Source organism: Mesorhizobium sp. M0598, assembly GCF_040320865.1.
Lineage (GTDB): Bacteria > Pseudomonadota > Alphaproteobacteria > Rhizobiales > Rhizobiaceae > Mesorhizobium.
Genome location: NZ_JAMYQL010000037.1, coordinates 1 through 26,081 on the forward strand (window position 1 = coordinate 1; position 26,081 = coordinate 26,081).

Annotated in this window: 30 protein-coding genes; 23 read left to right on the forward strand and 7 right to left on the reverse strand. The window is 62.8% G+C overall.

All coding sequences use genetic code 11. The annotated features are described in order from the left end of the window. The first annotated feature begins 550 nt into the window (after positions 1 to 550). Positions 551 to 1,369 (forward strand): enoyl-ACP reductase FabI, encoded by an 819-nt coding sequence (fabI, locus tag NKI59_RS29480; RefSeq protein WP_352708192.1) that lies wholly within the window; start codon positions 551 to 553, stop codon positions 1,367 to 1,369. Positions 1,370 to 1,400: 31 nt separating this feature from the next. Next, on the forward strand, positions 1,401 to 1,988 hold the full coding sequence (locus tag NKI59_RS29485) for a histidine phosphatase family protein (RefSeq protein WP_352708193.1): 588 nt from the start codon (positions 1,401 to 1,403) through the stop codon (positions 1,986 to 1,988). 63 nt (positions 1,989 to 2,051) lie between these two features. On the opposite strand, the gene NKI59_RS29490 is transcribed toward NKI59_RS29485, so the two are convergent. After that, complete coding sequence (locus tag NKI59_RS29490; protein WP_023716902.1) at positions 2,052 to 2,315, reverse strand: DUF1344 domain-containing protein; 264 nt, start codon at positions 2,313 to 2,315, stop codon at positions 2,052 to 2,054. Positions 2,316 to 2,590: 275 nt separating this feature from the next. Between NKI59_RS29490 and aroC the strand changes: the two genes are divergently transcribed. Together aroC and ribB are read left to right on the forward strand one after the other, a co-directional pair. Next, positions 2,591 to 3,700 (forward strand): chorismate synthase, encoded by a 1,110-nt coding sequence (aroC, locus tag NKI59_RS29495; RefSeq protein ID WP_352708195.1) that lies wholly within the window; start codon positions 2,591 to 2,593, stop codon positions 3,698 to 3,700. Between the two features lie 104 nt (positions 3,701 to 3,804). Beyond that, positions 3,805 to 4,905 carry a 3,4-dihydroxy-2-butanone-4-phosphate synthase gene (ribB, locus tag NKI59_RS29500; RefSeq protein ID WP_352449900.1) on the forward strand — a complete coding sequence of 367 codons (1,101 nt, stop codon included), beginning with the start codon at positions 3,805 to 3,807 and terminating at the stop codon, positions 4,903 to 4,905. Between the two features lie 57 nt (positions 4,906 to 4,962). Here ribB and NKI59_RS29505 read toward each other — a convergent pair whose 3' ends face one another. Further along, the gene (locus NKI59_RS29505; protein ID WP_352708197.1) at positions 4,963 to 6,186 is read right to left on the reverse strand and encodes an MFS transporter; all 1,224 of its coding nucleotides are present in this window, start codon (positions 6,184 to 6,186) and stop codon (positions 4,963 to 4,965) included. Between the two features lie 118 nt (positions 6,187 to 6,304). On the opposite strand from NKI59_RS29505, the gene NKI59_RS29510 reads away from it, so the two are divergent. The 7 genes from NKI59_RS29510 (at position 6,305) to NKI59_RS29540 (ending at position 12,078) form a co-directional block, all read left to right on the forward strand. Beyond that, on the forward strand, positions 6,305 to 6,958 hold the full coding sequence (locus tag NKI59_RS29510; RefSeq protein ID WP_352708198.1) for a TetR/AcrR family transcriptional regulator: 654 nt from the start codon (positions 6,305 to 6,307) through the stop codon (positions 6,956 to 6,958). A gap of 133 nt (positions 6,959 to 7,091) precedes the next feature. Next, positions 7,092 to 8,018: a histone deacetylase family protein gene (locus NKI59_RS29515; protein ID WP_352578618.1), complete on the forward strand. Its 927-nt coding sequence runs from the start codon at positions 7,092 to 7,094 to the stop codon at positions 8,016 to 8,018. Positions 8,019 to 8,021: 3 nt separating this feature from the next. Beyond that, a complete protein-coding gene (locus NKI59_RS29520; protein ID WP_031211056.1) occupies positions 8,022 to 8,273 on the forward strand; it encodes an exodeoxyribonuclease VII small subunit in 252 nt (83 codons plus the stop codon). A gap of 109 nt (positions 8,274 to 8,382) precedes the next feature. Continuing rightward, positions 8,383 to 8,649 (forward strand): DUF2277 domain-containing protein, encoded by a 267-nt coding sequence (locus tag NKI59_RS29525; protein ID WP_023716908.1) that lies wholly within the window; start codon positions 8,383 to 8,385, stop codon positions 8,647 to 8,649. 9 nt (positions 8,650 to 8,658) lie between these two features. Next, complete coding sequence (locus NKI59_RS29530; protein WP_352593341.1) at positions 8,659 to 9,579, forward strand: pirin family protein; 921 nt, start codon at positions 8,659 to 8,661, stop codon at positions 9,577 to 9,579. Positions 9,580 to 9,660: 81 nt separating this feature from the next. Continuing rightward, a complete protein-coding gene (dxs, locus tag NKI59_RS29535) occupies positions 9,661 to 11,574 on the forward strand; it encodes a 1-deoxy-D-xylulose-5-phosphate synthase (RefSeq protein WP_352593344.1) in 1,914 nt (637 codons plus the stop codon). 210 nt (positions 11,575 to 11,784) lie between these two features. Next, on the forward strand, positions 11,785 to 12,078 hold the full coding sequence (locus NKI59_RS29540) for a hypothetical protein (RefSeq protein WP_352708199.1): 294 nt from the start codon (positions 11,785 to 11,787) through the stop codon (positions 12,076 to 12,078). Positions 12,079 to 12,105: 27 nt separating this feature from the next. Here the strand turns inward: NKI59_RS29540 and NKI59_RS29545 are convergent, their stop codons facing one another. Then, entirely contained in the window at positions 12,106 to 12,507 is a 402-nt protein-coding gene (locus NKI59_RS29545) for a GFA family protein (protein ID WP_352622973.1), read from the reverse strand. A gap of 174 nt (positions 12,508 to 12,681) precedes the next feature. Between NKI59_RS29545 and NKI59_RS29550 the strand changes: the two genes are divergently transcribed. Genes NKI59_RS29550 through NKI59_RS29560 form a run of 3 tightly spaced genes read left to right on the forward strand, consistent with a single transcriptional unit; the run spans position 12,682 to position 15,145 of the window. Then, positions 12,682 to 13,461, forward strand: a complete 780-nt coding sequence (locus tag NKI59_RS29550) for a TlyA family RNA methyltransferase (protein WP_352708201.1) — start codon at positions 12,682 to 12,684, stop codon at positions 13,459 to 13,461. Beyond that, positions 13,458 to 14,699: a class I SAM-dependent RNA methyltransferase gene (locus tag NKI59_RS29555; protein ID WP_352708203.1), complete on the forward strand. Its 1,242-nt coding sequence runs from the start codon at positions 13,458 to 13,460 to the stop codon at positions 14,697 to 14,699. Before NKI59_RS29550 ends, NKI59_RS29555 begins: the two co-directional genes overlap by 4 nt. 59 nt (positions 14,700 to 14,758) lie before the next feature. Next, positions 14,759 to 15,145: an antitoxin Xre/MbcA/ParS toxin-binding domain-containing protein gene (locus NKI59_RS29560; RefSeq protein ID WP_352708205.1), complete on the forward strand. Its 387-nt coding sequence runs from the start codon at positions 14,759 to 14,761 to the stop codon at positions 15,143 to 15,145. A gap of 54 nt (positions 15,146 to 15,199) precedes the next feature. On the opposite strand, the gene NKI59_RS29565 is transcribed toward NKI59_RS29560, so the two are convergent. From NKI59_RS29565 to NKI59_RS29580, 4 genes are all read right to left on the reverse strand, one after another. Next, positions 15,200 to 15,589, reverse strand: a complete 390-nt coding sequence (locus NKI59_RS29565) for a type II toxin-antitoxin system VapC family toxin (RefSeq protein ID WP_023674128.1) — start codon at positions 15,587 to 15,589, stop codon at positions 15,200 to 15,202. Next, entirely contained in the window at positions 15,576 to 15,851 is a 276-nt protein-coding gene (locus tag NKI59_RS29570; protein ID WP_023674129.1) for an AbrB/MazE/SpoVT family DNA-binding domain-containing protein, read from the reverse strand. The genes NKI59_RS29565 and NKI59_RS29570 overlap by 14 nt, the downstream gene beginning before the upstream one ends. Before the next feature lie 151 nt (positions 15,852 to 16,002). Then, the gene (tldD, locus tag NKI59_RS29575; protein WP_352708207.1) at positions 16,003 to 17,415 is read right to left on the reverse strand and encodes a metalloprotease TldD; all 1,413 of its coding nucleotides are present in this window, start codon (positions 17,413 to 17,415) and stop codon (positions 16,003 to 16,005) included. Positions 17,416 to 17,542: 127 nt separating this feature from the next. After that, positions 17,543 to 18,067: an invasion associated locus B family protein gene (locus NKI59_RS29580; protein ID WP_023674131.1), complete on the reverse strand. Its 525-nt coding sequence runs from the start codon at positions 18,065 to 18,067 to the stop codon at positions 17,543 to 17,545. Between the two features lie 359 nt (positions 18,068 to 18,426). Here NKI59_RS29580 and coxB point away from each other — a divergent pair, with 359 nt between their 5' ends. The 9 genes from coxB to ispH all read left to right on the forward strand — a co-directional run bounded on the left by coxB (position 18,427) and on the right by ispH (position 26,079). Then, entirely contained in the window at positions 18,427 to 19,317 is an 891-nt protein-coding gene (gene coxB, locus NKI59_RS29585; RefSeq protein WP_352622968.1) for a cytochrome c oxidase subunit II, read from the forward strand. Positions 19,318 to 19,355: 38 nt separating this feature from the next. Further along, positions 19,356 to 21,008, forward strand: a complete 1,653-nt coding sequence (ctaD, locus tag NKI59_RS29590) for a cytochrome c oxidase subunit I (RefSeq protein WP_352622967.1) — start codon at positions 19,356 to 19,358, stop codon at positions 21,006 to 21,008. 75 nt (positions 21,009 to 21,083) lie between these two features. Next, complete coding sequence (locus NKI59_RS29595; RefSeq protein WP_352622966.1) at positions 21,084 to 22,028, forward strand: heme o synthase; 945 nt, start codon at positions 21,084 to 21,086, stop codon at positions 22,026 to 22,028. Further along, positions 22,025 to 22,192 (forward strand): cytochrome c oxidase system small membrane protein, encoded by a 168-nt coding sequence (locus tag NKI59_RS29600; protein ID WP_502894815.1) that lies wholly within the window; start codon positions 22,025 to 22,027, stop codon positions 22,190 to 22,192. The genes NKI59_RS29595 and NKI59_RS29600 overlap by 4 nt, the downstream gene beginning before the upstream one ends. 7 nt (positions 22,193 to 22,199) lie before the next feature. Next, on the forward strand, positions 22,200 to 22,832 hold the full coding sequence (locus tag NKI59_RS29605) for a cytochrome c oxidase assembly protein (protein WP_352622965.1): 633 nt from the start codon (positions 22,200 to 22,202) through the stop codon (positions 22,830 to 22,832). Between the two features lies 1 nt (position 22,833). Beyond that, positions 22,834 to 23,715 (forward strand): cytochrome c oxidase subunit 3, encoded by an 882-nt coding sequence (locus NKI59_RS29610; protein WP_352578608.1) that lies wholly within the window; start codon positions 22,834 to 22,836, stop codon positions 23,713 to 23,715. A 113-nt stretch (positions 23,716 to 23,828) separates the two neighbouring features. Continuing rightward, the gene (locus NKI59_RS29615) at positions 23,829 to 24,215 is read left to right on the forward strand and encodes a DUF983 domain-containing protein (protein ID WP_352621654.1); all 387 of its coding nucleotides are present in this window, start codon (positions 23,829 to 23,831) and stop codon (positions 24,213 to 24,215) included. Further along, a complete protein-coding gene (locus NKI59_RS29620; protein WP_352622964.1) occupies positions 24,212 to 24,967 on the forward strand; it encodes an SURF1 family protein in 756 nt (251 codons plus the stop codon). The genes NKI59_RS29615 and NKI59_RS29620 overlap by 4 nt, the downstream gene beginning before the upstream one ends. Before the next feature lie 107 nt (positions 24,968 to 25,074). Continuing rightward, positions 25,075 to 26,079, forward strand: coding sequence for a 4-hydroxy-3-methylbut-2-enyl diphosphate reductase (gene ispH / locus NKI59_RS29625; protein ID WP_352476675.1), 1,005 nt, complete (start codon positions 25,075 to 25,077; stop codon positions 26,077 to 26,079). Positions 26,080 to 26,081 lie beyond the last annotated feature (2 nt).

Genomic DNA, 26,081 nt, shown 5'->3' on the forward strand with positions numbered 1-26,081 from the left:
ATCGGATGCTCCTCTCAAGCTGAAGGTTGACACTTCATGCTCGGAGGCCGATGGCCGTCCGTCACCCCTGATCGATTAAAGCCTCACCGACGCTGCCAACGAACCTCACGCCTCAAACCCCGCGCCCCTCCCGCGAGCGGGTTCGTTCAATGGCGCAAATGTGCCGCCTCGGCCTGTTTGTTCGGATTGTCCGTTTTTAGGATGCGGCATCGGTTTGCTAAACGACCATTATGCACCGCAAAGCGGTCGTCCACGGCCCAAAGTATGGAAGTCGGCTCGGGGTCATGAGCGTGACTTCGGCCACTGGCCAACGAACTTCCGCCAAAGGGTCATCTTCCGCCGTGCCACACCGATACCAGTGTCGGATTTTTCCACTGGCCCACGACCGCAAGGTCAAAGCGCTCCAGCGTCCTTTGCACGTCCAAAGGACGCGCGGCGCTGTTGAGCAACCGCTTTGTCCCCCGAACTGTCCGCTTTGAACGCTTGAAGGGGCACTGTGGCTGTGCGATAGGCACTCCACAAAGCAGACAACCTTGCGGAGAGCGCTGACATGGCGGGTGGACGGGGCCTTATGGCCGGCAAGCGCGGCCTTATCCTTGGCATCGCCAACAATCGCTCGATCGCTTACGGCATCGCCAAGGCCTGTGTCGATCACGGCGCCGAGATCGCGCTGACCTATCAGGGCGAGGCGTTCAAGAAACGCGTCGAGCCGCTTGCCGCGGAACTGGGCGCGCATGTCGCCGGCCATTGCGATGTGACCGACCCGGCCAGCCTCGATGCGGTGTTCGCCGATATCGCCAGCCATTGGGGCAAGCTCGATTTCCTCGTCCACGCCATCGCGTTTTCCGACAAGGACGAGCTGACCGGCCGCTATGTCGAGACGACGCGCGACAATTTCCTGCGTACCATGGATATTTCGGTCTATTCCTTCACCACCATCGCCAAACGTGCCGAGGTGCTGATGACCGATGGTGGGTCGCTGCTGACGCTGACCTATTACGGCGCGGAAAAGGTGATGCCGCACTATAACGTCATGGGTGTTGCCAAGGCGGCACTCGAAGCCAGCGTGCGCTATCTGGCCGTCGATCTCGGCGCCAAGAAGATCCGTGTCAACGCGATCTCCGCCGGCCCGATCAAGACGCTTGCCGCATCCGGCATCGGCGATTTCCGCTATATCCTGAAGTGGAACGAATACAATTCGCCGTTGAAGCAGACGGTCACGCAGGAGGAGGTCGGCGATTCCGGCGTCTATTTCCTGTCCGACCTTTCGCGCGGCGTCACCGGCGAGATCCATCATGTCGATTCCGGCTATCATGTCGTCGGCATGAAGGCGGTCGACGCGCCGGATATTTCGACGGTCAAGGACTGACGCCACCGCCTGACCTCTTCCGGAAGACCTGATGTACCCGCTCGTCTATATCGTGCGCCACGGCCAGACGTCGTGGAACGCCGAGGCCCGGCTGCAGGGGCAGGCCGATACCGACCTCAACGAGCTTGGCCGCGAGCAGGCTAGCCGCAACGGGCGCAGGCTGGCCGAACTCATCGACAAGCCCCAAGATTTCGACTTTGTCGCCAGCCCGATGCGGCGCACGTGCGAGACGATGGAGCGCCTGCGCGCGGCGATGAAGCTCGATCCGCACACCTATCGTACCGAGCCGCTACTCGTAGAATTGAGCTTTGGCGACTGGCAGGGTTTCACCTTTGCCGAACTCGAGGCGAACAATCCCGGTTCGACCAGGCAACGCCGCCTCGATAAATGGAATTTCCAGCCGCCCGGCGAGGGCGCCGAAAGCTACCAGATGTTGCTCGAACGGGTGAAGCCGTGGTTCGACGCGCTCGATCGCCAGACGGTCTGCGTAACCCATGGTGGCATCATGCGCGTAATGTTCCGCTTGGTACTTGGGATGTCCGAACAAGATGCGGTCAGCATGGAAGTGCCGCAGGATCGCGTGCTCAGACTGGACGGCCGGCGCCTGGAGTGGCTCTGAGACCGATGACCTAGCGTATGTTGAGATCAGGTCGGGCCGGCATCAGCTGAATATCGACGCGTCCTACTCGGTCGATCCGGTGTCCGGCAGTTCCATGTCGGTGACGACGTTCTCGCCATTCGTAACGTCGTAGGCGAGGACGATGTCCATGCCTGGCTTCAGCGCATCGAGGTCGGTTTCGGCGTTCAGCTTGTAGGACTTGCCGTCGTCCAGCGTCAGCGTCAGCGCATCCTTGTCGACCTTCTTGATCAGGCCTTCGGTCTGGCCGGCGAAGGCGGCGGTGGAAATCAACAGCGTGGCGGCAACAGCGCCAATCAGGATACGCATCATCGTCCTCTTTAATCATTGCCGGTACAGCGGCTCGGTCCAACGGAACGGAACTGAGCAGAAACCAATCGAATGTGTCAAAACTAAATCCGCGGGATCACAGTTTGACCACTGTGGAAAACGCCAATAGAAGGCAGGCGACAGCGCCGCGCGTCCTCCTGGACGCGCAAGGGGCGCTGTAGCACTTTTGATTTTGTGCATGATCCTTTCCGAAAATCGCTCCGATTTTCGGGGTCATGCGCTGAGCCGGCTCCGACGCCGGCAGGGCTGGTTCCATGTCGCACAACACGTTCGGCCATCTTTTCCGCGTCACCACCTGGGGCGAAAGCCATGGGCCGGCGCTGGGCTGCGTCGTCGACGGCTGTCCGCCCGGCATCCGCTTCACTCGCGACGAGATCCAGGCCGAACTCGACAAGCGCCGCCCGGGCCAGTCACGTTTTGTGACGCAGCGTCGCGAACCTGACGAGGTCAAGGTCCTGTCCGGCTTCATTCTCGATGAGGACGGCGAGACGATGATCACCACCGGCACGCCGGTGTCGATGCTGATCGAGAATGTCGACCAGCGCTCCAAGGATTATGGCGACATCGCCCGTCAGTTCCGGCCGGGCCATGCCGATTACACTTACGAGGTCAAATACGGCCTGCGCGATTACCGCGGCGGCGGCCGCTCCTCGGCGCGTGAGACGGCGGCGCGGGTGGCGGCCGGAGCGCTTGCCCGCAAGGTCGTGCCCGGCATGGTGGTGCGCGGCGCGCTGGTGTCGATGGGCGATAAATCGATCGATCGCGCCAATTGGAACTGGAATTTCGTCGGCGACGCTGAAAACCCGTTCTTCACGCCTGATCCGGCGTCCGTCGCCGTCTTCACCAAATATCTGGACGGCATCCGCAAGGCGGGCTCCTCGGTCGGTGCGGTCATCGAGATCGTCGCCGACGGCGTTCCGGCGGGGCTTGGCGCGCCGATCTATGCCAAGCTCGACCAGGACATCGCCGCCGGCCTGATGTCGATCAACGCCGTCAAGGGCGTCGAGATCGGCAACGGTTTCGAGGCCGCCCGCATCACTGGCGAGGAGAATGCCGATGAGATGCGCATGGGCAATGACGGCAAGCCGGTCTTCCTATCCAACAATGCCGGCGGCATCCTCGGCGGCATCTCGACCGGCCAGGCGATCGTCGCGCGTTTCGCCGTCAAGCCGACCTCGTCGATCCTGACGCCGCGAAAGTCGATCGACAAGGACGGCAACGACGTCGAGATCATGACCAAGGGCCGCCACGATCCATGCGTCGGCATCCGCGCCGTACCGATCGGCGAGGCGATGGTTGCCTGCGCCATTGCCGATCATTATCTGCGTCATCGGGGACAGACAGGTAGGGGAGTAGGGGAGTAGGGGAGTAGGGGAGTAGGTTACGCAACTCCCACGACAGCATTTTTTCCTTTCCCCTACTCCCGTACTGCCCTACTCCCCTATTCCCTGCGAGCGAGCGAGCACTTATGCCTTACGACCAGAAGAAGATCGTTGAAGCCCTGCGCGCCTTCGAGCGCGGCGAGATCGTCGTCGTTATGGACGATGACGGCCGCGAGAACGAGGGCGACCTGATCGTCGCCGCCGTCCATTGCACGCCGGAAAAGATGGCGTTCATCGTTCGCAACACGTCGGGCATCGTCTGCACGCCGATGCCGCGCGAGGAAGCAAAGCGGCTCAACCTGTCGCCGATGGTGGCCGACAATGATTCCGCCCACACCACTGCCTTTACCGTCAGCGTCGACTTCAAGCACGGCACCACGACCGGCATTTCGGCGGACGACCGCACGCTGACGGTGCGCAATCTCGCCAACGGCAATGTCGGCGCGTCCGATTTCGTCCGCCCCGGCCACATCTTTCCGCTGATCGCGCGTGAAGGCGGCGTGCTGATGCGTTCGGGCCATACCGAAGCCGCTGTCGACCTCTGCAAGCTCGCCGGCCTGCCGCCGGTCGGCGTCATTTCCGAGCTGGTCAATGATGACGGCACCGTTATGCGTGGCCCGCAGGTGCAGGCTTTCGCCGAAAAGCACGGGTTGAAGCAGATCTCGGTTGCCGACCTTATCGGCTACCGGCAACGCAAGGAAACGCTGGTCGAGCGCGTCGCCTGTTCCGACATCGAGACGCCCGGCGGCAAGGCACAGGTCTTCACCTACACGCTGCCCTGGGATTCCATGCATCACGTGGCGGTCGTCTTTGGCGATATCCGCGACGGCGTCGAGGTGCCGGTGCGCCTTCATTCTGAAGATGTGGTCAGCGACGTCTTCGGCACCAGCCACCGGCTGGACGCCATCATGAAGGCGATGGGCGAGCGCCAGCGCGGCGTCATCGTCTATCTGCGCGAAGGCTCGGTCGGCGTCGCCCATCAGGAACGCAAGCGCCCGGCTGCCGGCGACCGCGAGGATCATGAAGAGGCGCGCCGGCGCGAGAACGAATGGCGCGAGATCGGCCTCGGCGCGCAAATCCTCAAGGATCTCGGCATTTCCTCGATTAATCTGATCGCCTCGCGCGAGCGCCATTATGTCGGCCTCGAAGGTTTTGGCATCCACATCGCCAAGACCGAGATTCTTTAGGCCATTCTCACGGTGCTGGTATGCGTCCGGCCCGGCGCGGGCCGGACGCACCGGAAACTATTCTGCAGCGACCGCGGCTGCGTCGCATGCAGCCATGTCGCAGCCCGGCGCGGCAAGGCTGCGCTGGCCGGCGAGCACGATGACCAGCGCGATTGTGCCCGATGCCACCGATACCCAGAACCCGTTCTGCGCGCCGAAAGCGTCCACCACCCAGCCGGCGGCGAACGAGCCGAGCGCCATGCCGATGCCGATGCCGGTCATCACCCAGGTCACGCCCTCGGTCAGCACCGCCTCGGGCACGCGCCGCTCGATCAGGCCGAATGCCGTGATGAAGGTCGGCGAGATTGCCACGCCGCTGACAAAGACGGCCAGTGCCAGCAGCGGCACGGTGTCGGCGACGAGCAGCGGCAGCGTGGTAAGCGCAATGATGGCGATTGCGATGGCAAGCTGAATCTGCAGCGGCACTTTCAGGTTCAGGGCGCCGATGATGATGCTGACGACGAACGATCCGAGCGCGTAGACGCCGATGACGAAGCTGGCGGCGCCCGGCTGGGCAAGCTCCTTGGTGATCGCCACGGTGCTCACCTCCGTGGTGGCAAAGGTCGCGCCGATGAAGATCAGGGCCAAGGTGATGATCTGGACCGGCCGCAGGCGGATTGCCGAGCCGCCTGAACCATGTTCCACCGGTCGGGCTCGCGGTTCGGTCGAGCGCTGCAGGATGAAGGCCGTCGAACCGAAGGCGAGGAACAATGTGCTCGCGAGCACTCCCGCTTCCGGGAAAAGCGCGACACTCAGTCCGACCGACAGCGATGCGCCGGCGATGTAGACCAGTTCGTCCGCCGCCGACTCGAAGGCGAACGCCGTGTTCAACTCGGGGCGGTTGCGAAAAATCTCGGTCCAGCGTGCGCGCACCATTGCCGGTATGCTGGGCATGACGGCGGCGAGCAGCGCCGAGACGAATAGCGTCCATATCGGCCAATGCTGATTGGCCGCTGCAGTCAGGATCGCGAAAGCGAGCGTGGAAATGATGGTGGTCGGCACCACAATCCGCGTCTGGCCGAGGCGGTCCACCAGTCGCGATACCTGCGGGGCGACGAAAGCGTTGGCCAGCGCATATGTCGCGGAGACGGCACCGGCCAGCCAGTATTCGCCATCGGTCTGCGACAGCATCGCGACGATCCCGATCGGAGCCATGGCCATCGGCAGCCGGGCAACGAAGCCGGCGGCGGCAAAGCCCTTGGCGCCCGGCGCGCGAAAGATCTGGGAATAGGGATTTTGCATGGTCTGGTTCCTCGACAACGGCCGGTTCGGCGATTACATACGTGGCGTATGAGTTTAAATAGATCATACGCGGCGTATGTCAATTGGCATACGAGACGTATGTTAATAGGGCCAGAGCATGCATAGACCACGCAAGGAGATGATTGCCGAAACCCGCGCCAAGCTGATTGCCGCGGCACGCCACGCCTTCGGTACGCTCGGCTATGCCGAAGCCTCGATGGACGATTTCACGGCATCGGCCGGGCTGACGCGCGGTGCGCTCTATCATCACTTCGGCGACAAGAAGGGCCTTCTCCAGGCGGTCATCGCCGAGATAGATGCCGAAATGTCGGCCCGGCTGAAGGTCGTTTCGGCCAAGCCGGACAATCTCTGGCAGGGCTTTGTCGACGAATGCACCGCCTATATCGAGATGGCGCTGGAGCCGGAGATCCAGCGTATCGTGCTTCGTGACGGGCCGGCGGTGCTCGGCGATCCATCGCAATGGCCAAGCCAGAGCACATGCATCCGCTCGATGACAGAGAGCCTGCAAAGACTGAGCGACGAGGGGACAATTCTCGCCGTCGATCCCGAAGCCGCGGCAAGGCTGGTCAGCGGCGCCTCGTTGCATGCGGCGCAGTGGATCGCAAATTCGAACGATCCCGAAGCGACGTCGAAGAAGGCAGTGAAGGCGTTCAAGGTTCTTCTGGAAGGGCTGCTCAATCGCACCGGCAAGCTGCCTCAGCCTGACCGACCGTCGGCGATGCAGCCCGAGGCTGACCGATCACCGGCCTGAGGTCATTCTTTCGTCGATCCCAGGCAGCTCGCGCCGGGCTCGGCCGAACCTCGGTTGCCTAAACCCTGTTGAACATCGCGTCACCAGCGCGCGAAAACATGGCCAAAGCGGCGAGGCGCGCCTATATCGGGGCATGGTCACGAGACTTTACACCCACCCGATTTTCCTCGAGCACATAACCCCGCCCGGTCATCCGGAGCGGCCGGACCGTTTGCGCGCCATAGAGCGTGTGCTTGACGACGAGGCCTTCGCGGCGCTCGATCGCGTCCAGGCGCCCGAAGGCGACGAGGCAACCATCCTCTACGCGCATCCGCCCGAATTCGTCGAACGTGTCCGCGCAGCGATTCCGGACACCGGCATCGCCCGTATCGACGCCGACACCACCGCCAGCCCAAAGAGCTGGCAGGCGGCCGTGACCGCGATCGGCGCTGCCAACGCCGCTGTCGACGACGTCTTCACCGGCCGTGCCGACAACGTCTTCGTCGCCGCGCGGCCGCCCGGCCATCATGCCGAAAAGACCACCTCCATGGGCTTTTGCCTGTTCAACACCGCGGCGATCGCCGCACGCTACGCGCAGAAGAATCATGGCGCCGACCGCGTCGCCGTCGTCGACTGGGATGTGCATCACGGCAACGGCACGCAGGACATTTTCTGGGACGATCCGTCGGTGCTCTATTGCTCGACACACCAGATGCCGCTTTACCCGGGAACCGGGGCCGTGAGCGAAACCGGCGCCGGCAACATCGTCAACGCGCCGCTGGCGCCGCAGAGCGGCAGCGACAGTTTCCGCGACGCCTTTCTGTCGCGCATCCTGCCGGCGCTCGACAATTTTGCGCCCGATCTCATCATCATCTCCGCCGGTTTCGACGCCCACCACCGCGATCCGCTGGCCGAGATCAACTTGACCGAGGATGATTTCGACTGGGCGACCGGCCAGTTGCTCGAACGAGCCGGTCGCCGTAGCCGCAACCGGCTCGTCAGCGTGCTCGAGGGCGGCTACGATCTGCAGGGACTGGCATTTTCAGTCGCCGCCCATGTCGGGCGGCTGATGAAGGGATAGATGATGGCTGGTGAGACTAACGAGGATGTCAAGGCGATGAGCTTCGAGCAGGCGCTCGAGGCGCTGGAGAGGATCGTCGACGATCTGGAGCGCGGCGACGTTCCGCTCGACCAGTCGATCCGCATCTACGAGCGCGGCGAGGCGCTGAAGGCGCATTGCGACCGGCTGCTGAAGGCGGCCGAGGACAAGGTCGAGAAAATCAGGCTGTCGCGTGACGGCAAGCCGGTGGGGACAGAGCCGTTGGACGCGGATTGAGGCGCGGCCTCGAACGACAATTTTGCTTACCGGCTTTGGACATCATCACGATTGAGGGTAAAACTCATCCCGTTTGAAACGGCTCCAGGACGAGAGGAGATTGCGAACGATGTGCAGAAACATCAAAACCCTGTTCAATTTCGACCCGCCGGCAACCAATGACGAGGTCCGCGATGCCGCGCTTCAGTTCGTCCGCAAGCTGAGCGGAACGACGCGGCCGTCGAAACAGAACCAGCATGCGTTCGACCATGCCGTCGAGGCCATTGCCGCCTCGGCGCGCGAATTGCTCGACAGCCTCGAGACGACGCAGCACCCGCGCAATCGCGAAGAGGTGGCGGCCAAGGCGAAGGCCAAATCTGCACTTCGCTTCGCCTGAGGGGACCGCGTGAGCTTCTTTCCCGGAAACGATCCGCAGATGGGCGATGCCTTCGCCAGCGATCAGATCGAACTGATGGTCATTCCGAACGCCAAAGATATTGGCGGATTTCAGGTTCGCCGCGCCTTGCCGACGGCCAGGCGCCGGCTGGTCGGACCCTTCATCTTCTTCGACCGCATGGGTCCAGCCGTTCTGCGAGCGGGCCAGGCGCTGGACGTGCGTCCGCACCCACATATCGGCCTGTCTACGGTGACTTACCTGTTCGATGGCAAGATCAGGCACCGCGATTCGCTCGGCACCGAGATGGTAATCCAGCCCGGGGACGTGAATTTGATGACCGCCGGCCGTGGCATCGTCCATTCGGAGCGGACGCCGGAAGAACTCCGCGGCGCGCCGATGTCGGTTTCCGGCCTGCAGACATGGCTGGCGCTGCCGGACGGCAAGGAAGAAGTCGCGCCGGTCTTCGAGAACACCCCGGCCCTGCGCCTGCCCGAAATCGATGCGGAGGGGGTTAGCGGCCGTGTGATCATCGGTGCGTTTTCCGGACTGCGCTCCCCGGTCGCCACCGCTTCGGACACGCTTTATGCCGATCTCAGGCTGGCGCCGGGTGCCAGCGTGAAAATCCCGGCCGATGCCGAGGAGCGCGCCATCTATACGCTGGAAGGCCAGGTTTCGATATCCGGTGACCGCTTCCCGGCCGAGCGGCTGCTGGTTTTCCGGCCCGGCGATGAGATCGTTGTCTCATCGGAACGCGGCGCCCATTTCATGCTTTTTGGCGGCGCTTCGCTCGGTTCGAAACGTTATATCTGGTGGAATTTCGTATCGTCCTCAAAGGAACGCATCGAGCAGGCGAAAGAAGAATGGAAGACGGGCCGCTTCGATATCGTTCCTGGAGACGAGCAAGAGTTCATCCCGCTGCCCGAAAGCTGATGCGCGTTACCGCCACATTTACATTCGCCGGCCAGCGGCATATTTCACGATGAACAGAAAATCTGACCAGGCTCGCAAACAGTGAACGCAAAGCCCGATACGCCGCTTCTCGACAAGGTCCGCGTCCCAGCCGATTTGCGCACGCTTGCCGAAGGCGACCTGCCGCAGCTGGCGTCAGAGCTTCGCGCCGAACTGATCGACGTCGTTTCCCACACCGGCGGCCATCTCGGCGCCGGCCTTGGCGTGGTCGAGTTGACCGTCGCGCTGCACTACGTCTTCAACACGCCGGACGACCGGCTGATCTGGGACGTCGGCCACCAGGCCTATCCGCACAAGATCCTGACCGGCCGCCGCGATCGCATCCGCACGCTGCGCCAGGAGGGCGGCCTGTCCGGCTTCACGCGTCGCGTCGAGAGCGAATACGATCCGTTCGGCGCAGCCCACTCCTCGACCTCGATTTCAGCCGGCCTCGGCATGGCGATGGCGCGCGATCTGTCCGATGGCCGCAACAATGTCATTGCCGTCATCGGCGACGGCGCCATGTCGGCCGGCATGGCCTATGAGGCGATGAACAATGCCGGCGCACTCGATGCCCGGCTGATCGTCATCTTGAACGACAACGATATGTCGATCGCTCCGCCGACCGGCGCAATGAGCGCCTATCTGGCCCGTCTGGCGTCGGGCAAGACCTATCTGGGCTTGCGCGATTTCGGCAAGAAGCTGACGTCGTATCTCGGCGAGCGCGCCGATCGCGCCATCAAGCGAGCGGTCGAGCATGCGCGCGGTTACGTCACCGGCGGCACGTTGTTCGAGGAAATGGGGTTCTACCACATCGGCCCGATCGACGGTCACAACCTCGAGCACCTGATCCCGGTGCTGAAGAACGTCCGCGACAATGCCGACGGCCCGGTGCTGATCCATGTCGTGACCCAGAAGGGCAAGGGCTACGCCCCGGCCGAGGCGGCGGCCGACAAATATCATGGCGTCAACAAATTCGACGTCATCACTGGCGCCCAGGCCAAGGCGCCCGCCAATGCGCCGAGCTACACCAAGGTGTTTGCCGAAAGCCTGATCCAGGAGGCCCGAGAGGACGACCGCATCGTCGCTATCACCGCCGCCATGCCGAACGGCACCGGGCTTGATCTGTTCGGCGAAGCGTTTCCGGCGAGGACCTTCGATGTCGGCATCGCCGAGCAACATGCGGTGACCTTCGCCGCCGGCCTTGCCACGGAAGGCTTCAAGCCTTTCGCGGCGATCTACTCGACCTTCCTGCAGCGCGCCTACGATCAGGTCGTCCACGACGTGGCGATCCAGAATTTGCCGGTGCGCTTTCCGATCGACCGCGCCGGCTTCGTCGGCGCCGATGGTGCCACCCATTGCGGCGCCTTCGACACGACCTTCCTGGCGACGCTGCCCGGTTTCGTCGTCATGGCCGCGGCCGATGAGGCCGAGCTGCGCCACATGGTACGCACCGCCGCAAGCTACGATGACGGCCCGATCGCGTTCCGCTACCCGCGCGGCAACGGCGTTGGCGTCGAGATGCCGCAACGTGGCTCGGTATTGGAGATCGGCAAGGGCCGGATCGTCAGGGAAGGCACTAAGGTTGCGCTGCTTTCCTTCGGCACCAGGCTGCAGGATTGCCTGGCCGCAGCCGAGGAGCTTGGCGCGGCCGGGCTTTCGACCACGGTCGCCGATGCCCGTTTTGCCAAGCCGCTCGACGAGGACCTGATCCGGCGGCTGGCCCGTTCACACGAGATACTGGTGACGGTGGAAGAGGGCGCGGTCGGCGGCTTCGCCAGCCATGTGCTGCAGTTCCTGGCCCATGAAGGGCTGCTGGAGAGCGGCTTGAAGGTGCGCCCGCTGGTGCTGCCCGACACATTTGTCGACCATGCCAAGCCGGAAAAGATGTATGCCGATGCCGGGCTGGACAGCGCCGGCATCGTGCGCACCGTGTTCGTGGCGCTGGGGCATACCGCGCAGGCCCAGCGCGCCTAGCTTTTAGACGCATTCCCGCGACGCCGACGCGATTCAACTTGGCTGCAAGATGCCAGTCTGAATCAAATTCTCAACTGCTTGAATAAAATTGCCGGCGGACGGTCGTAAGATGCTGTTTACGCTGCCGTTTGGTGATCTGCTTACCGTGTCCTTTGGCCGTTTTTCAACGCCGCCCTGCTAGAAGGCAACCAGGCAGCGGAAAGAAGACCAATGAGATCGCTTTTGGGCGGCATCGCGCTTGCGGCCATCTTCGTCTTGTCGGCTACAGCCGAAACGCGCTACGACCCCAAACTCGAAAAGGCGGTGATGGGCATCGTCGCCGGCAAGATCGGCGAAATCCGTGGCGGCTTTTCCTACAAGCAGGCGCCGCAATTCGTCGTCGTGCCAGATACCTTGCCGAAGGCGTCCAGTTCCGCTGACCGGCCGCGCACGCAGGTGTCCGGCGACAGCAGCGACGGTCTGACGCCGGCCGTCGAACGGCGGGCTTCGCGGACCATATTCTAACGCACGATCCCGAAGAGACTCTAGAAACTAGAACCACATGTCCCGCACACAGCGACCATCTCTCGGCAAATCCTCGAATGTATCGAGACCATCGAAATGGTCGATCGGGAGATCGGCGACGGCCTCGGGCGGCGCAAGCCTCACATTGACGGCGACGCGGTAGCGCCCAGCCGCATCGGGATGCAAACCGCGCCAGGCCAGGACGCAAGCGCAGGTTGGGCAGAAGAGAATCTCAAGCGAAGGATGAGCCTTTCCGACGCGCCGATAGGCGCTTACGGGCCCGGCAAGGCGGATGCGTTCGTCGACATAGTCGTAAGCCCAGAGCGTGCCGTAGCGACGGCAAAGTGTGCAACTGCAGGCAGTGATCGAACCGGGATCGCCCTCCAGGGTCCAGTGGGCTGCCCCGCAGTGGCAGGTTCCCGTCAGCATGTTCCTCCTCCACGTTTCGACGGCTAAACGGCATCTCTTTCTTAGCATTGCTTCGGGTCTCGTGCGAGGTTCGACAAACAGCGCAGTGGCTTGATGCGTTCACCGCCTTTCCAACTATGCCTTGTCTGATCGCAATCTCCTTGCCATCATCGTTGGCTTTCGCCATGAAGGCCGATGACTTCCCTTCCGCCAGCCAGCATACGCCAGCGGCTCGACGAATTGCTCGTCCAGCGCGGCCTGTTTGCCAGCCGCTCGCGTGCCCGCGACGCGGTCGAGCGCGGCACCGTGACGGTCGATGGCATCGTCGCCCTCAAGCCGGGCCAGGCCGTTCTGCCTGAGTGCAACATCGTCGTTGACGATCCGGCGCAAGGTTACGTGTCGCGCGCTGCACTGAAGCTGAACGCTGGTCTCGACCATTTCGCCCTCGACCCCACCGGCAGCGAAGCGCTCGATGTCGGCGCCTCGACCGGCGGCTTCACGCAGGTGCTGCTCGAACGCGGCGCGGCGCATGTCACGGCGATCGATGTGGGGCACGGCCAGATGCACTCCAACATCGCCGGCGATCCGCGCGTGACGGTAATTGAAGGCCTGAATGCGCGCGAACTGTCGGCCGCCGATCTCGGCGGCCGTGTGCCGGATTTCATCGTCTCGGATGTCAGCTTCATATCGCTGAAACTGGCGCTGCCGCCGGCGCTTGCCTTGGCCAGGAATGGCGCAAAAGCTGTGTTTCTGGTCAAGCCGCAATTCGAGGCCGGCCGCGAGGCGATCGGCAAGGGCGGCCTGCTGAAGGACCCCTATGATGCGGCGCGCATTGCCGGCCTGATGCAGGACTGGCTCGATGCCATTCCCGGCTGGCGCTCGCTGGGGCTTTATCTGTCACCGATAGAGGGCGGCGACGGCAACCGCGAGTTCCTGCTCGGCGGCATCAAGGACGTCGAGACCCAGAAGCGATGAGCACCCGTTTCACGATCGCAAGGTTGGGCTCGCAGGGCGACGGCATCGCCGAGACGGAAACCGGCGAGGTTTTCATTCCGTTCGCGCTGCCGGGAGAGGTCGTCACCGCCGCGCGGGAGAAAGATCGCGCCACCTTGATGTCGGTCCTTCAGGCTTCGCCGTTGCGGGTCGATCCGCCGTGCCGGCATTTCGGCGCGTGCGGCGGCTGCGCCGTCCAGCATCTCGAGACTGAAGCCTATCACCGGTGGAAGCGCGAAAAGGTCGTGCATGCGCTGAAGAGCAAGGGCATCGCTTGCGATCTCGGGGCGCTGGTGCCGTGCGCGCCGCACACGCGCCGCCGTGTCGTCTTCACCGCCCGGCGGAGCGAGGTGGGAATGCAGTTCGGCTTCGTTCGCGCGCTGTCATCCGAGATCATCTCGATCGAGGAATGCCCGATCTCGCTGCCGCAGATCGTCGCTGCGCTCGACCGTTTGAGGATGCTTGCCGGACTGATCTGCACCACGACCAAATCGTTCCACATGGCGGTGACGGTGACCGGTTCCGGCCTCGATGTCGCGGTTCACGATTCCGGCAAGCTCGGCGAGAACCAGCGCCGCGTCGCCTCCAACTTCGTCATCGCCGAGGGGCTAGCCAGACTGTCGGTCGACGGCGAGGTCATTATCGAACCAAAGAAACCGGTCGTCCTGTTTGGCGGCGTCGCCGTCGCAGTGCCTCCGGGCGCTTTCCTGCAGGCGACCGAGGCTGCCGAACAGGCGATGGCCAACATTGTCGGCCAGCATTTCGCGCGCGCCAAAAAGGTCGCCGATCTCTTCGCCGGCTGCGGCAGCTTCGCGCTGCGCCTGGCCGCAAGATCGGAGGTTCATGCGGTGGAAGGCGATGCGGCAGCACTCGCGGCGCTCGACCGGGCATTCCGTTTCGCCAGCGGCCTGAAGCGGGTGACCGGCGAACGTCGCGACCTGTTCCGGAGGCCGCTGACATTCAAGGAGTTGAATGCCTTTGACGGCGTTGTCTTCGACCCGCCTCGCGCCGGCGCCGAGGACCAGTCGAAGCAGATCGCGCGCTCCGACGTGCCGCTCGTCGCCGCGGTGTCTTGCAATCCGGTAACGCTGGCGCGGGACCTACGCATCCTCATGGACGGCGGCTACGCCCTGAAGAGCGTGACGCCGATCGACCAGTTCCTGTGGTCGCCGCATGTCGAGGCCGTGGCGCTGTTGGAGAAGCCGAGACGAAGGCGCTAGCAGCCAGGGCCTGAAACGCGCACCAAAAAAGCACATTTTTAGCGCACGTCGTTCAAACTGTGCCAGGAAATTGCCATGAGCACCGCAGCCTTCGAATTTCGGCATCGCGCTTCGGCGAGGAGCGGGCGCCGTTTCTCTCGCCAAGGCGGGTCGCTGAACTGCTAGGGGTCAATATGACAGAACTGGCGCGGCTGACCGGTCTCGCGCGCAACACGCTTGCCGCCAAGCCCGGTGCGCGCATGGTCGACGCCGCATTGAGTCCCATCGTCCGTATCCTGGCGATGGCCGGCGAGATGGCCGGTGATGAACATCGTGCGGCGATCTGGTTCAAGCATCAGCCGATCCCCGGTTGGGCCGGAAAGACCGCCTACGATCTGGTTCGCGAAGGCAAGACGGACAAGGTGCTTGCCTATCTGGAGGCGGTCCGCTCCGGCATCTATGCCTGAAACCAGGCTGACCCTGTGGCGCGCTTTTGTGCCGCGCTGGGCCGCTGTGAGCTGCTATGCTTCTTGCACGCGTTCGTATCCGGCCGCCTTCGCGGCCCTGACGAACTTGCGGTCAAAAGTCGCGAAGCCAGCGCAGTGAGCGGACTTGCCCAGATGCAGCGCATCAGCGAAATCCAACCCCTGTTCCGAGAGGTCGAGCGCGGACGACACGACCGCCCCGTCTTCCACCTCTACCGTGGGAAGCCCGCTAAACACCCGTAGCGTACGGGCGATTTCAAGAGGCGCAAAACCGTAGGCGCTGCGCAACACCCATTCGACTTCCAGCATCACCGTGACGGCGACAAAGACCGGCTGGCTATCGATCAGCGCCCGGGCGCGGGAAGACTGCGACGGGTGATCGCCCGTCAGGTAGCGGACGATCAGGTTGGTATCAATTGCGAGCATGGCGCCGCCGCGCTTCGGCGAGCACGCCCGCGTCCATTTCTTCCAACGTCTTCGGCCTGCCGCTATAGCGCAGCGATCCAAACACGTCCTCTGGCCGCGTCTCGGCGAAGACTGGCGCAGGCTTCAGTAGCACGCCCTCCGGGGTATCCTCGACCAGAAGGCGTGTGCCGGCATGCCATTCCCTCCGTTTCCGGATCGCGCTGGGCAGGATGACCTGTCCCTTGGTCGAGACCGTAGTTACGAGCTTCTCTGCGGCAGCCATCTCGGCACGTCCTTAGGTGTAAGACGAATGTAAGATAGTCGAAGCTCTCGGCAAATTCAAGGCGCAAGCTACTCCTACTTAAAGCGATGACAAGGCAGTGGGCGGCGGGGATTGGTTGTTCCGGAGCGGCGATAATTCGACATCAACTCCATCAAACCCTGGTGCCGCCGACTGTCATCTGGTTCATCCTGAGATGCGGCTGGCCGACGCCGACCGGCACGCCCTGTCCGGCCTTGCCGCACATGCCGATGCCGGTGTCGAGCTTAATGTCGTTGCCGATCATCGCCACACGATGCATGGCATCCGGCCCGTTGCCGATCAGCATGGCGCCCTTGATCGGTTGCGTCACCTTGCCGTTCTCGATCATGTAGGCTTCGGTGCAGCCGAACACGAACTTGCCCGAAGTGATGTCGACCTGGCCGCCACCGAACGACACGGCATAGATGCCGTTCTTGACCGAGGCGATGATCTCGTCCGGCTCCATGTCGCCTGCTGTCATGTAGGTGTTGGTCATGCGCGGCATAGGCTCGTGCGCGTAACCTTGGCGTCGTCCGTTGCCCGTGGCTTTCATGCCCATCAACCGGGCGTTCTGGCGGTCCTGCATGTAGCCGACCAGCTTGCCATCGTCGATCAGCACGTTATGGGCCGATGGCGTGCCCTCATCGTCGACGGTAAGCGAGCCACGCCGCTCGGGCAGGGTGCCGTCATCAACGACGGTGACGCCTTTCGCTGCCACCTGCTGGCCAAGCAGGCCGGCGAAGGCCGACGTCTTCTTGCGGTTGAAATCGCCTTCCAGCCCGTGGCCGACCGCCTCGTGCAACATGACGCCCGGCCAGCCGCTCGACAGCACGATGTCGAAAGTGCCGGCAGGTGCTGGAACCGCTTCGAGATTGACCAGCGCTTGCCGCAATGCCTCCTTGGCCGCGTGCCGCCAGCTGTCCTCGATCAGGAATTCACCAAAATCCTTGCGGCCTCCCATGCCGTAGGAGCCGCTCTCCTGGCGGTCGCCGTCGCCGACCACCACCGACACGTTGATCCTGACCAGCGGACGGATGTCGCGCACCATCTGGCCGTCGGCGCGCACGATCTCGACATGCTGCCAGGAGGCGGCGAGCGACGCCGTCACCTGCCTGACGCGCGGATCCTCGGCCCGCAGCCATGCATCGATTTCCTGAAGCAGCTTGGCCTTGGCTTCGAAGGAAGGTGAGGGGATAGGGTTTCCGTCGCCGTAGAGATGGCGGTTGGTGCGGGCAGGCGCTGCGGCAAGCGTGCCGGAATAGCCGCTCTTCACCGTCGAAACGGCATCGGCGGCGCGCAGCAGCGAGGCTTCGGAGAGATCGCTGGAATGGGCGTAGCCGCTGGCTTCGCCGGCGACGGCGCGCAGGCCGAAACCCTGGTCGGTGTTGAAATTCGCGGTCTTCAGCTTGCCATTGTCGAACATCAGCGATTCGCTTTCGCTATATTCGAGAAACAGTTCGCCGTCGTCGGCGCCGTTAATAGTCTCGGCAACGATTTGCTTGATGCGATCGTCGGAAATGTCAAATTGGCCGATCAGGCTGTTCATGGCAGGTCCATTCGCAGGAGGATTGTTTCCCACGATGTAGGCGCGAAGGCCCTCACAGACAATCTGAAATGAGATTTGCCCTGACCCGGCCGGTCAACATCACTGGATCGTGCTACAAGACCCAGTCTCAAGGCAGGGCGGCGAAGCCGTCGGCGAAACCCTTGAGGTCGACGGGAATGCCGATGCCCTCTTCCGGCGTCTGGAAGACGATGAAGGTCGCCGACGTACCGGTCTTCAGCGTGTCGAGCAGCGGCTTTTCCAGGATGACCTCGGCATAGCAGCCGTCCTGGAAACAGCGCACGAAATAGGCGCGGCCGATATCCTTGCCGTCGACATTGAGGCCGAGGCCGTTGGGCAACAGCACGCCGAGCGGCGCCAGCACACGCAGGATTTCGGCCTTGTTGTCGGCTGTGCGCAGCACGACGACGGAAAGCCCCATTTCCGGGCGGTCCTCGGCGACGACGTTCTGCATCATCACGCATTGTTCGGATGTAGCACCGGCCGGCGTATCGCAGATGATCGACCACGCCCCATGCGTCGACTTCACCGTGCCGCTTGGCTGCGCGGCATTGGCCAGGCCGGCGCCGGACAAGGCTATTGCGGCGGCAACAAAGATGACCTTCGCCAAGGTTCTCGAAAGCCAAGGGTTCATGACGGCTCCATTGCGAATCACGGCACTTTAAGCCGCACTAAACCCAAGTAAAGGACGAGACCCCGGCGATCTGCCCCGACACAGGCGACAATGCGCTTTTCAGTGCCAATTTCGCCCTAATTGCGACGGCTCCCCACGCCGCGCGGCTCATTCTACCCGGATGCCGCTCTGGTGATTCGCGGCAAGCAGTCACCGCACGAAGCCACAGCCGCGCTTGCGCGCAAAAATGCCGCACGGGTTCCGGCGCTCCTTTCTTGCGGAGGCAAATAGAGTATGGTTTGAACCAGCCTTGAATTGTCCGGGATTCCCGTCCCGGCATTGTTCGACATTCTTGCGGTCCGATCGCGAGGAACTGGGAGATGACGAGGGCGATGAGAAAATTCCTGGCAACCGCCAAAATCGTAGCTAGTGCCGCCGCCACGTTGTTTGCCGCTGCATCCGCTCATGCAGCCCAGCCCCAACCTTGGGAAACCAGTTTTCAGCCTCCGGCGACCGACATTATGCGGCAGATCGAGTGGTTCGGGAACTACTCGTTCGCGTTCATCATTGTGATCACCGCCTTGGTGCTTTTCCTGATTGCCTACTGCATTTTGCGGTTCCGGGCGAGCGTCAACCCGACGCCGTCGCGCACCAGCCACAACACGCTGATCGAGGTCATCTGGACTGTCGGTCCCGTGGTCATCCTGCTCTGTCTCGCCATTCCCTCGTTCCAGCTGCTGACCGCGCAATACACGCCGCCGGAAGAAGCCAAGCTGACCGTCAAGGCGACCGGCAATCAGTGGAACTGGGACTACGAATACCAGGTCGACAACACGCTTTCCTTTAATTCCGCGATCCTTCAGGATGCCGACAGGGCTGCTGCCGGCAAGGAAGATCGCGCCGCGTATCCGCGCCTGCTCGCCGTCGACAATGAGATGGTGGTGCCGGTCAACACCATGACCCGGGTGCTGGTGACGGCGACCGACGTCATTCACGCCTTTGCCATGCCGTCCTTCGGCATCAAGACCGATGCGGTGCCGGGCCGCATCAACGAGGTCTGGTTCAAGGCGGACAAGGAAGGCCTCTATTACGGCCAGTGCTCGGAACTCTGCGGCAAGGACCACGCCTTCATGCCGATCGCCATTCGCGTCGTCTCCGATGCACAATACAAGACCTGGCTGGCGGCAGCCAAGACCGACCTTCCCGGCGCCAACAAAGCGCTGATGGCCGAGGTCGATGGCACGAACAAGGTAGCGGCCGCCGGCAATTGATGCCGCGACCAGAAAAGATTCAGGGAACGGAGCCGACCATGGCGAACGCTGCAGCTCACGACGACCACGACCACAAGCCGTATCATGGCTGGGTCCGGTGGGTGTATTCGACCAACCACAAGGACATCGGTACGCTTTATCTGATCTTCGCGATCATGGCGGGCTGCATCGGTGGCGCCTTGTCGGTCGTCATGCGCATGGAATTGCAGGAGCCGGGCATCCAGATCTTCACTGGCCTGGCGCAGATGGTCTACGGCATGAACGGCGACGCCGCCATCGACGGGGGCAAGAGCATGTACAATGCTTTCACCACCGCGCATGCGCTGATCATGATCTTCTTCATGGTGATGCCGGCGCTGATCGGCGGCTTTGCCAACTGGATGGTGCCGATCATGATCGGCGCGCCGGATATGGCCTTCCCGCGCATGAACAACGTCTCGTTCTGGCTGCTGCCGCCGGCTTTTATCCTGCTGATTTTCTCGGCCTTCGTCCCGAGTGCGCCCGGCGCCTACGGCGTCGGCGGCGGCTGGACGCTTTACCCGCCGCTGTCGACATCGGGCCAGCCTGGACCAGCCATGGATCTGGCGATCCTGTCAATCCACATCGCCGGCGCCTCCTCGATTCTTGGCGCCATCAACTTCATCACCACCATCTTCAACATGCGCGCGCCCGGCATGACCATGCACAAGATGCCGCTTTTCGCCTGGTCGGTGCTGATTACCGCCTTCCTGCTGCTGCTGTCGTTGCCGGTGCTGGCCGGCGGCATCACCATGCTTTTGACCGACCGCAATTTCGGCACCACCTTCTTCGCCCCGGACGGCGGCGGCGATCCGATCCTGTTCCAGCACCTGTTCTGGTTCTTCGGCCATCCGGAGGTCTACATTCTGATCCTGCCGGGTTTCGGTATCATCAGCCATATCATCTCGACCTTTTCGAGGAAGCCGGTGTTTGGCTATCTCGGCATGGCCTATGCGATGGTTGCCATCGGCGCGGTGGGCTTCATCGTCTGGGCCCACCACATGTACACGACGGGCCTATCGCTCGACACCCAGCGCTATTTCGTCTTCGCCACCATGGTCATCGCGGTGCCGACGGGTGTGAAGATCTTCTCGTGGATCGCCACTATGTGGGGCGGGTCGATTTCGCTCAAGACCCCGATGCTGTGGGCGATCGGCTTCATCTTCCTGTTCACTGTTGGCGGCGTCACCGGTGTGCAGCTGGCCAATGCCGGCCTCGACCGCCCGCTGCACGACACCTATTTCGTGGTCGCGCACTTCCACTACGTGCTGTCGCTGGGCGCGGTCTTCGCGATCTTCGCCGGCTGGTACTACTGGTTCCCGAAGATGACCGGCTACATGTATTCGCCGGTGATCGCCAACACCCACTTCTGGGTCACTTTCGTCGGCGTCAACCTGGTCTTTTTCCCGCAGCACTTCCTCGGCCTTTCCGGTATGCCGCGTCGCTATATCGACTATCCGGATGCCTTCGCCGGCTGGAATATGGTGTCGTCCTACGGCTCGTACATCTCGGCTGTCGGCGTCGTCATCTTCCTGTTCGGCGTCTTCGAGGCGTTCCAGAAGAAGCGGGTCGCCGGCGCCAATCCTTGGGGCGAGGGTGCGACCACGCTGGAATGGCAGCTGCCTTCGCCGCCGCCGTTCCACCAGTGGGAACAGTTGCCGAAGATCAAGTAGGCGGTTGCCTCCTTAATACGGAACCGCCGGCCGGCCGGCGGTTTTGGCCAACGGAATGATGGACTTTAAGTACGCATGGCCCTTGCCGAAGACAGACTGATTGACGAGCCGGGCTTCCGCATGTCGGAAGCGACGGCGGGCGATTTCTTCGCCCTGCTGAAGCCGCGCGTCATGTCGCTGGTGGTGTTCACTGCGTTTGTCGGCATGGTCGCCGCCCCGGTGACCATCAATCCGCTGCTGGCGGTGATCGCGATCCTGGCTATTGCCATTGGCGCCGGCGCGTCCGGTGCGCTCAACATGTGGTACGACGCAGACATCGATGCGGTGATGACGCGCACCGCCGGCCGTCCCGTGCCGGCCGGCCGCATCCGGCCAGGCGAGGCATTGAGTTTCGGGTTGGTGCTGTCGGTTCTGTCGGTGATGACGCTCGGCGTGCTGGTCAACTGGTTGGCAGCGTCGCTTCTGGCCTTCACCATCTTTTTCTATGCCGTCATCTATACGATGTGGCTAAAGCGCTGGACGCCTCAGAACATCGTCATCGGCGGGGCTGCCGGTGCCATTCCGCCGGTCATAGGCTGGGCGGCGGTAACCGGATCGGTCAGCCTCGAAAGCTTGGTGCTGTTCCTGGTCATCTTCCTGTGGACGCCGCCACATTTCTGGGCGCTCGCGCTCTTCAAGTCGGAGGACTATGCGAAGGCAGGCATTCCGATGATGCCGAATGTCGCCGGCCAGGCCTCGACCAGACGCCAGATCTTTGCCTATGCGCTGGTCCTCGCGCCGGTTGGCGTGCTGCCCTGGGTTCTCGGGTTCACCACGCCGGCCTATGGCATCGTTGCATTGCTGCTCGGCGCCGGCTTCGTCTGGTATGCGTGGAAGGTGCTGCAAATGGCCGATGACGACCGGGCGATGAAGCCGGCCAAGGCCTTGTTCGGCTATTCGCTGCTCTATCTCTTCGCCATCTTCGCCGCCTACCTTGGCGATTGCGTCGTCGCGCGCGCGCTGACCATCGGTGGAGCATGAGCATGATCGAAAAGAAGCTTGAACTGGTCACGCTGACCGAACGTCAGCAGAAGGCCCGCCGCAATCGCTCGGCCGCAATCGGTTTCGCGCTGGCGGCGCTGGTCGTCATATTCTACGTCGCGACCATCGTGAAATTTGGTCACAGTTTCCCCGGCTCGATGTGAGCTCACAATGACCAGGCAAACAGTCACCGATCCTAAGAAGAAGAATACGAACCGCGTCGTCGCCGGCGTCTGCATCGCGTTCTTCGGCGGCATGATCGGCATGGCCTACGCCGCGGTACCGCTCTACGCGATGTTCTGCCAGGCGACAGGCTACGGCGGTACCGTCAAACGGGCGACCCAGCAATATGCCGATCGGGTGCTCGATCGCGACATCACCATCCGCTTCGACGCCAACACCGCCGGCGTTCCCTGGCAATTCCAGCCGGTCGCCCGCTCGATCACCATCAAGATCGGCGAGACCGCCGAAGCGCATTTCAGCGCGACGAACAAATTCAGCCGGCCCATTACCGGACGCGCCACCTTCAATGTACAGCCTGAACTGGCCGGACCTTACTTCAACAAGGTCGAGTGTTTCTGCTTCACCGACACGACACTGAAGCCGGGGGAGACACTGGACATGCCGGTCGTGTTCTATGTCGATCCCGATATCGTCAACGCGCCGGAACTGAAGGATTTGAGGACGATTACCCTGTCCTACACGATGTTCCCGGTCGACAAGACCAAGCCGGTCGCATCATCGGTGCCGGCCGACGGCCGCCGCAACAAGATTTCAGATACCGAAGCAAGCCTCGGGGGTTGATATGGCAGACGCACACGCAAAACCACAACATGACTACCACCTCGTCGACCCGAGCCCGTGGCCTTTCCTGGGCTCCGTCGGGGCGCTGGTGACCGCGTTCGGCGGCGTCTGTTACATGCAATATCTCAAGGGCGGCGATTTCCCGATCTTCGGTTTCAACATCGCTAATCCATGGTTGTTCTTCATCGGCCTGCTGATCGTCATCTACACGATGTTCGCCTGGTGGTCGGATACGATCAAGGAGGCGCATGAGGGACACCACACCCGTGTCGTGTCGCTGCATCTGCGCTACGGCATGATCATGTTCATCGCCTCCGAGGTGATGTTCTTCGTCGCCTGGTTCTGGGCCTTCTTCGACGCCAGCCTGTTTCCGGGCGAGGTCCATCAATACGCCCGTACCGCCTTCACCGGCGGCGTCTGGCCACCCAAGGGCCTCGAAGTTCTCGACCCCTTCCATCTGCCGCTCTACAACACCGTCATCCTGCTTCTGTCGGGTACCACGGTGACCTGGGCGCACCACTCGCTCATCCACGGCGACCGCAAGGGCCTGATCAATGGCTTGGTGCTGACCGTCGGCCTCGGCATGCTGTTCACCATGGTGCAGGCCTACGAGTACATGCATGCGCCGTTCGGCTTCAGGGATTCCATCTACGGCGCCACCTTCTTCATGGCGACCGGCTTCCATGGTTTCCACGTCATCATCGGCACGATCTTCCTGCTGGTCTGCCTGATCCGCGCCATGAAGGGCGACTTCACGCCCAAGCAGCATTTCGGCTTCGAGGCCGCCGCCTGGTATTGGCACTTCGTCGACGTGGTGTGGCTGTTCCTGTTTGCCTCGATCTACGTCTGGGCGTCGAACGGTGCGATGATCGAACCACACTGACATTCGCCTCAGGAAATTGAGGCCCGAGGAATTGGGGTCTCAGGAAATCGACAAGGCGGCTGCGGCGACGTGGCCGCCTTATCTTTTGCGGCAAATGCTCCTAGGATGACCTCATGAGCGACGACAAGGCGATCTGGCCACCAATCGATCCGATCTCGGCCGGCCTGCATGGCCGCTGCCCCCGCTGTGGCGAGGGCAAGCTGTTCTCCGGGTTCCTCACGGTCGGTGATCGCTGCTCCAATTGCGGCCTCGATTATTCCTTCGCCGATGCCGGCGACGGGCCGGCGGTGTTCGTTATCCTAATCATCGGCTTTATCGTCGTTGGCCTGGCGTTGTGGATGGAGGTGACGCTCAATCCGCCGCTCTGGCTGCATCTGCTGCTGTGGATTCCGCTGACGCTGGTGCTTTGCCTGGCGGCGCTCCGGCTGATCAAGGGCGTGCTGCTGACGCTGCAATACCGCAACAAGGCGGCCGAGGGCCGGCTGGACCGCGGCGAATGAGCGAGGCATCCGGTTCGGTGGCCGGCCGGTCGCGGCCGAAGCGCGCATTGGCACTCGGCCTGGGTATCGTCGTGTTTTTGATCCTGCTGGCGCTCGGCACCTGGCAGGTTCAGCGCCTGCACTGGAAAGAGGGCCTTCTCCAGACGATAGACCAGCGCACGCATTCGGCGCCTGTGCCATTGGCCGAGCTCGAAAAGCGGTTTGCTGCCGCCGGCGACGTGGACTACACGCCGGTGATAGTGACCGGCACTTTCCTGCATCAAGACGAGCGGCATTTCCTCGCCACCTGGGAAGGCCAGTCCGGTTTCGACGTCTTCACGCCGCTACGGCTCGACGATGGCCGTTTCGTGCTGATCAACCGCGGCTTCGTGCCTTACGATTTCAAGGATCCAGCCAAGCGGCCGCAGGGACAGGTAACGGGCAAAGTGACGGTGACGGGGCTCGCCCGCAACCCGCTGCCGGCCAAGCCCTCGATGATGCTTCCCGACAACGATCCGCAGAAGAATATCTTCTACTGGAAAGATCGTGACGCGATGGCCTCGAGCGCCGGCCTGCCGACAGGTGCGGCGCTGGTGCCGATCTTCATCGATGCGAACGCCACCCCCAACCCCGGCGGGCTGCCGGTTGGCGGTGTCACCGTCATCGACCTGCCGAACAGCCATCTGCAATATGCGATAACCTGGTACGGCCTTGCCGCCGCCCTTGCCGGCGTCCTGATCTCCTGGCTCCGCCGCCCGGCGAAAGACCAATGATCGCCGCCACTACCCTTGACAGGGCAGGGCCGCGCACCTCATTTCCCGCCTTGAGCTCAGAAGTCATAGTCCGATCAACCGGCCTACAATCAGCGTAAGATGCAATCATGCTTCACACAAAGCCGCCGCTGACCATCCGGCTCTGCCAGCCCCGCGGTTTCTGTGCGGGCGTTGACCGTGCCATCCAGATCGTCGTGCTGGCGCTGAAGAAATACGGCGCGCCGGTCTATGTCCGCCACGAGATCGTGCACAACCGCTACGTCGTCGAAGGGCTGCAAAGCCTCGGCGCGGTGTTCATCGAGGAGCTCTCCGAGATCCCGCCCGAGCATCGCCAGAGCCCGGTCGTCTTTTCGGCGCATGGCGTGCCGAAATCGGTGCCGGCCGACGCCCAGTCCCGCAACCTGTTCTATCTCGACGCGACTTGCCCGCTGGTCTCGAAAGTCCATAAGCAGGCGATGCGCCATCAGCGGCTTGGCCGCCACGTGCTCTTGATCGGCCATGCCGGGCATCCGGAGGTCATCGGCACAATGGGCCAGTTGCCGGACGGCGCGGTCACTCTGATCGAGACCGAGGCCGACGCCGCAAGCTTCGTGCCTGCAGACCCGCAAGCGCTCGGCTTCGTCACCCAGACGACGCTGTCGGTCGAGGACACCGCCGGTATCATCCGCGCCCTGCAGCAGCGTTTTCCCGAGCTGCACGCGCCGGCGGCGGAATCGATCTGTTATGCCACCACCAATCGCCAGGAAGCGGTCAAGGAAACAGCGGCCGGCGCCGATCTCTTCCTGGTTGTCGGCGCACCTAACTCCTCCAACTCGCGGCGCCTGGTCGAAGTGGCCGAGCGCGCCGGCGCCTCGATGTCGCTTCTCGTGCAGCGCGCCTCCGAAATTCCGTGGGATGAGATTGCCGGCATTTCGACGCTCGGCCTGTCGGCGGGCGCCTCGGCGCCGGAGATCATCGTCGACGAGATCGTCGATGCGTTCAGGCAGCGCTTCGACGTGACCATCGAGCTGGCCGTGACGGCGACGGAGACGGAGGACTTTCCGGTGATGCGGGTGTTGCGCGATGTCGAACTGACGGCTGCCGACATGGCCTTCGTCAACGGGGCCGCGTAGCA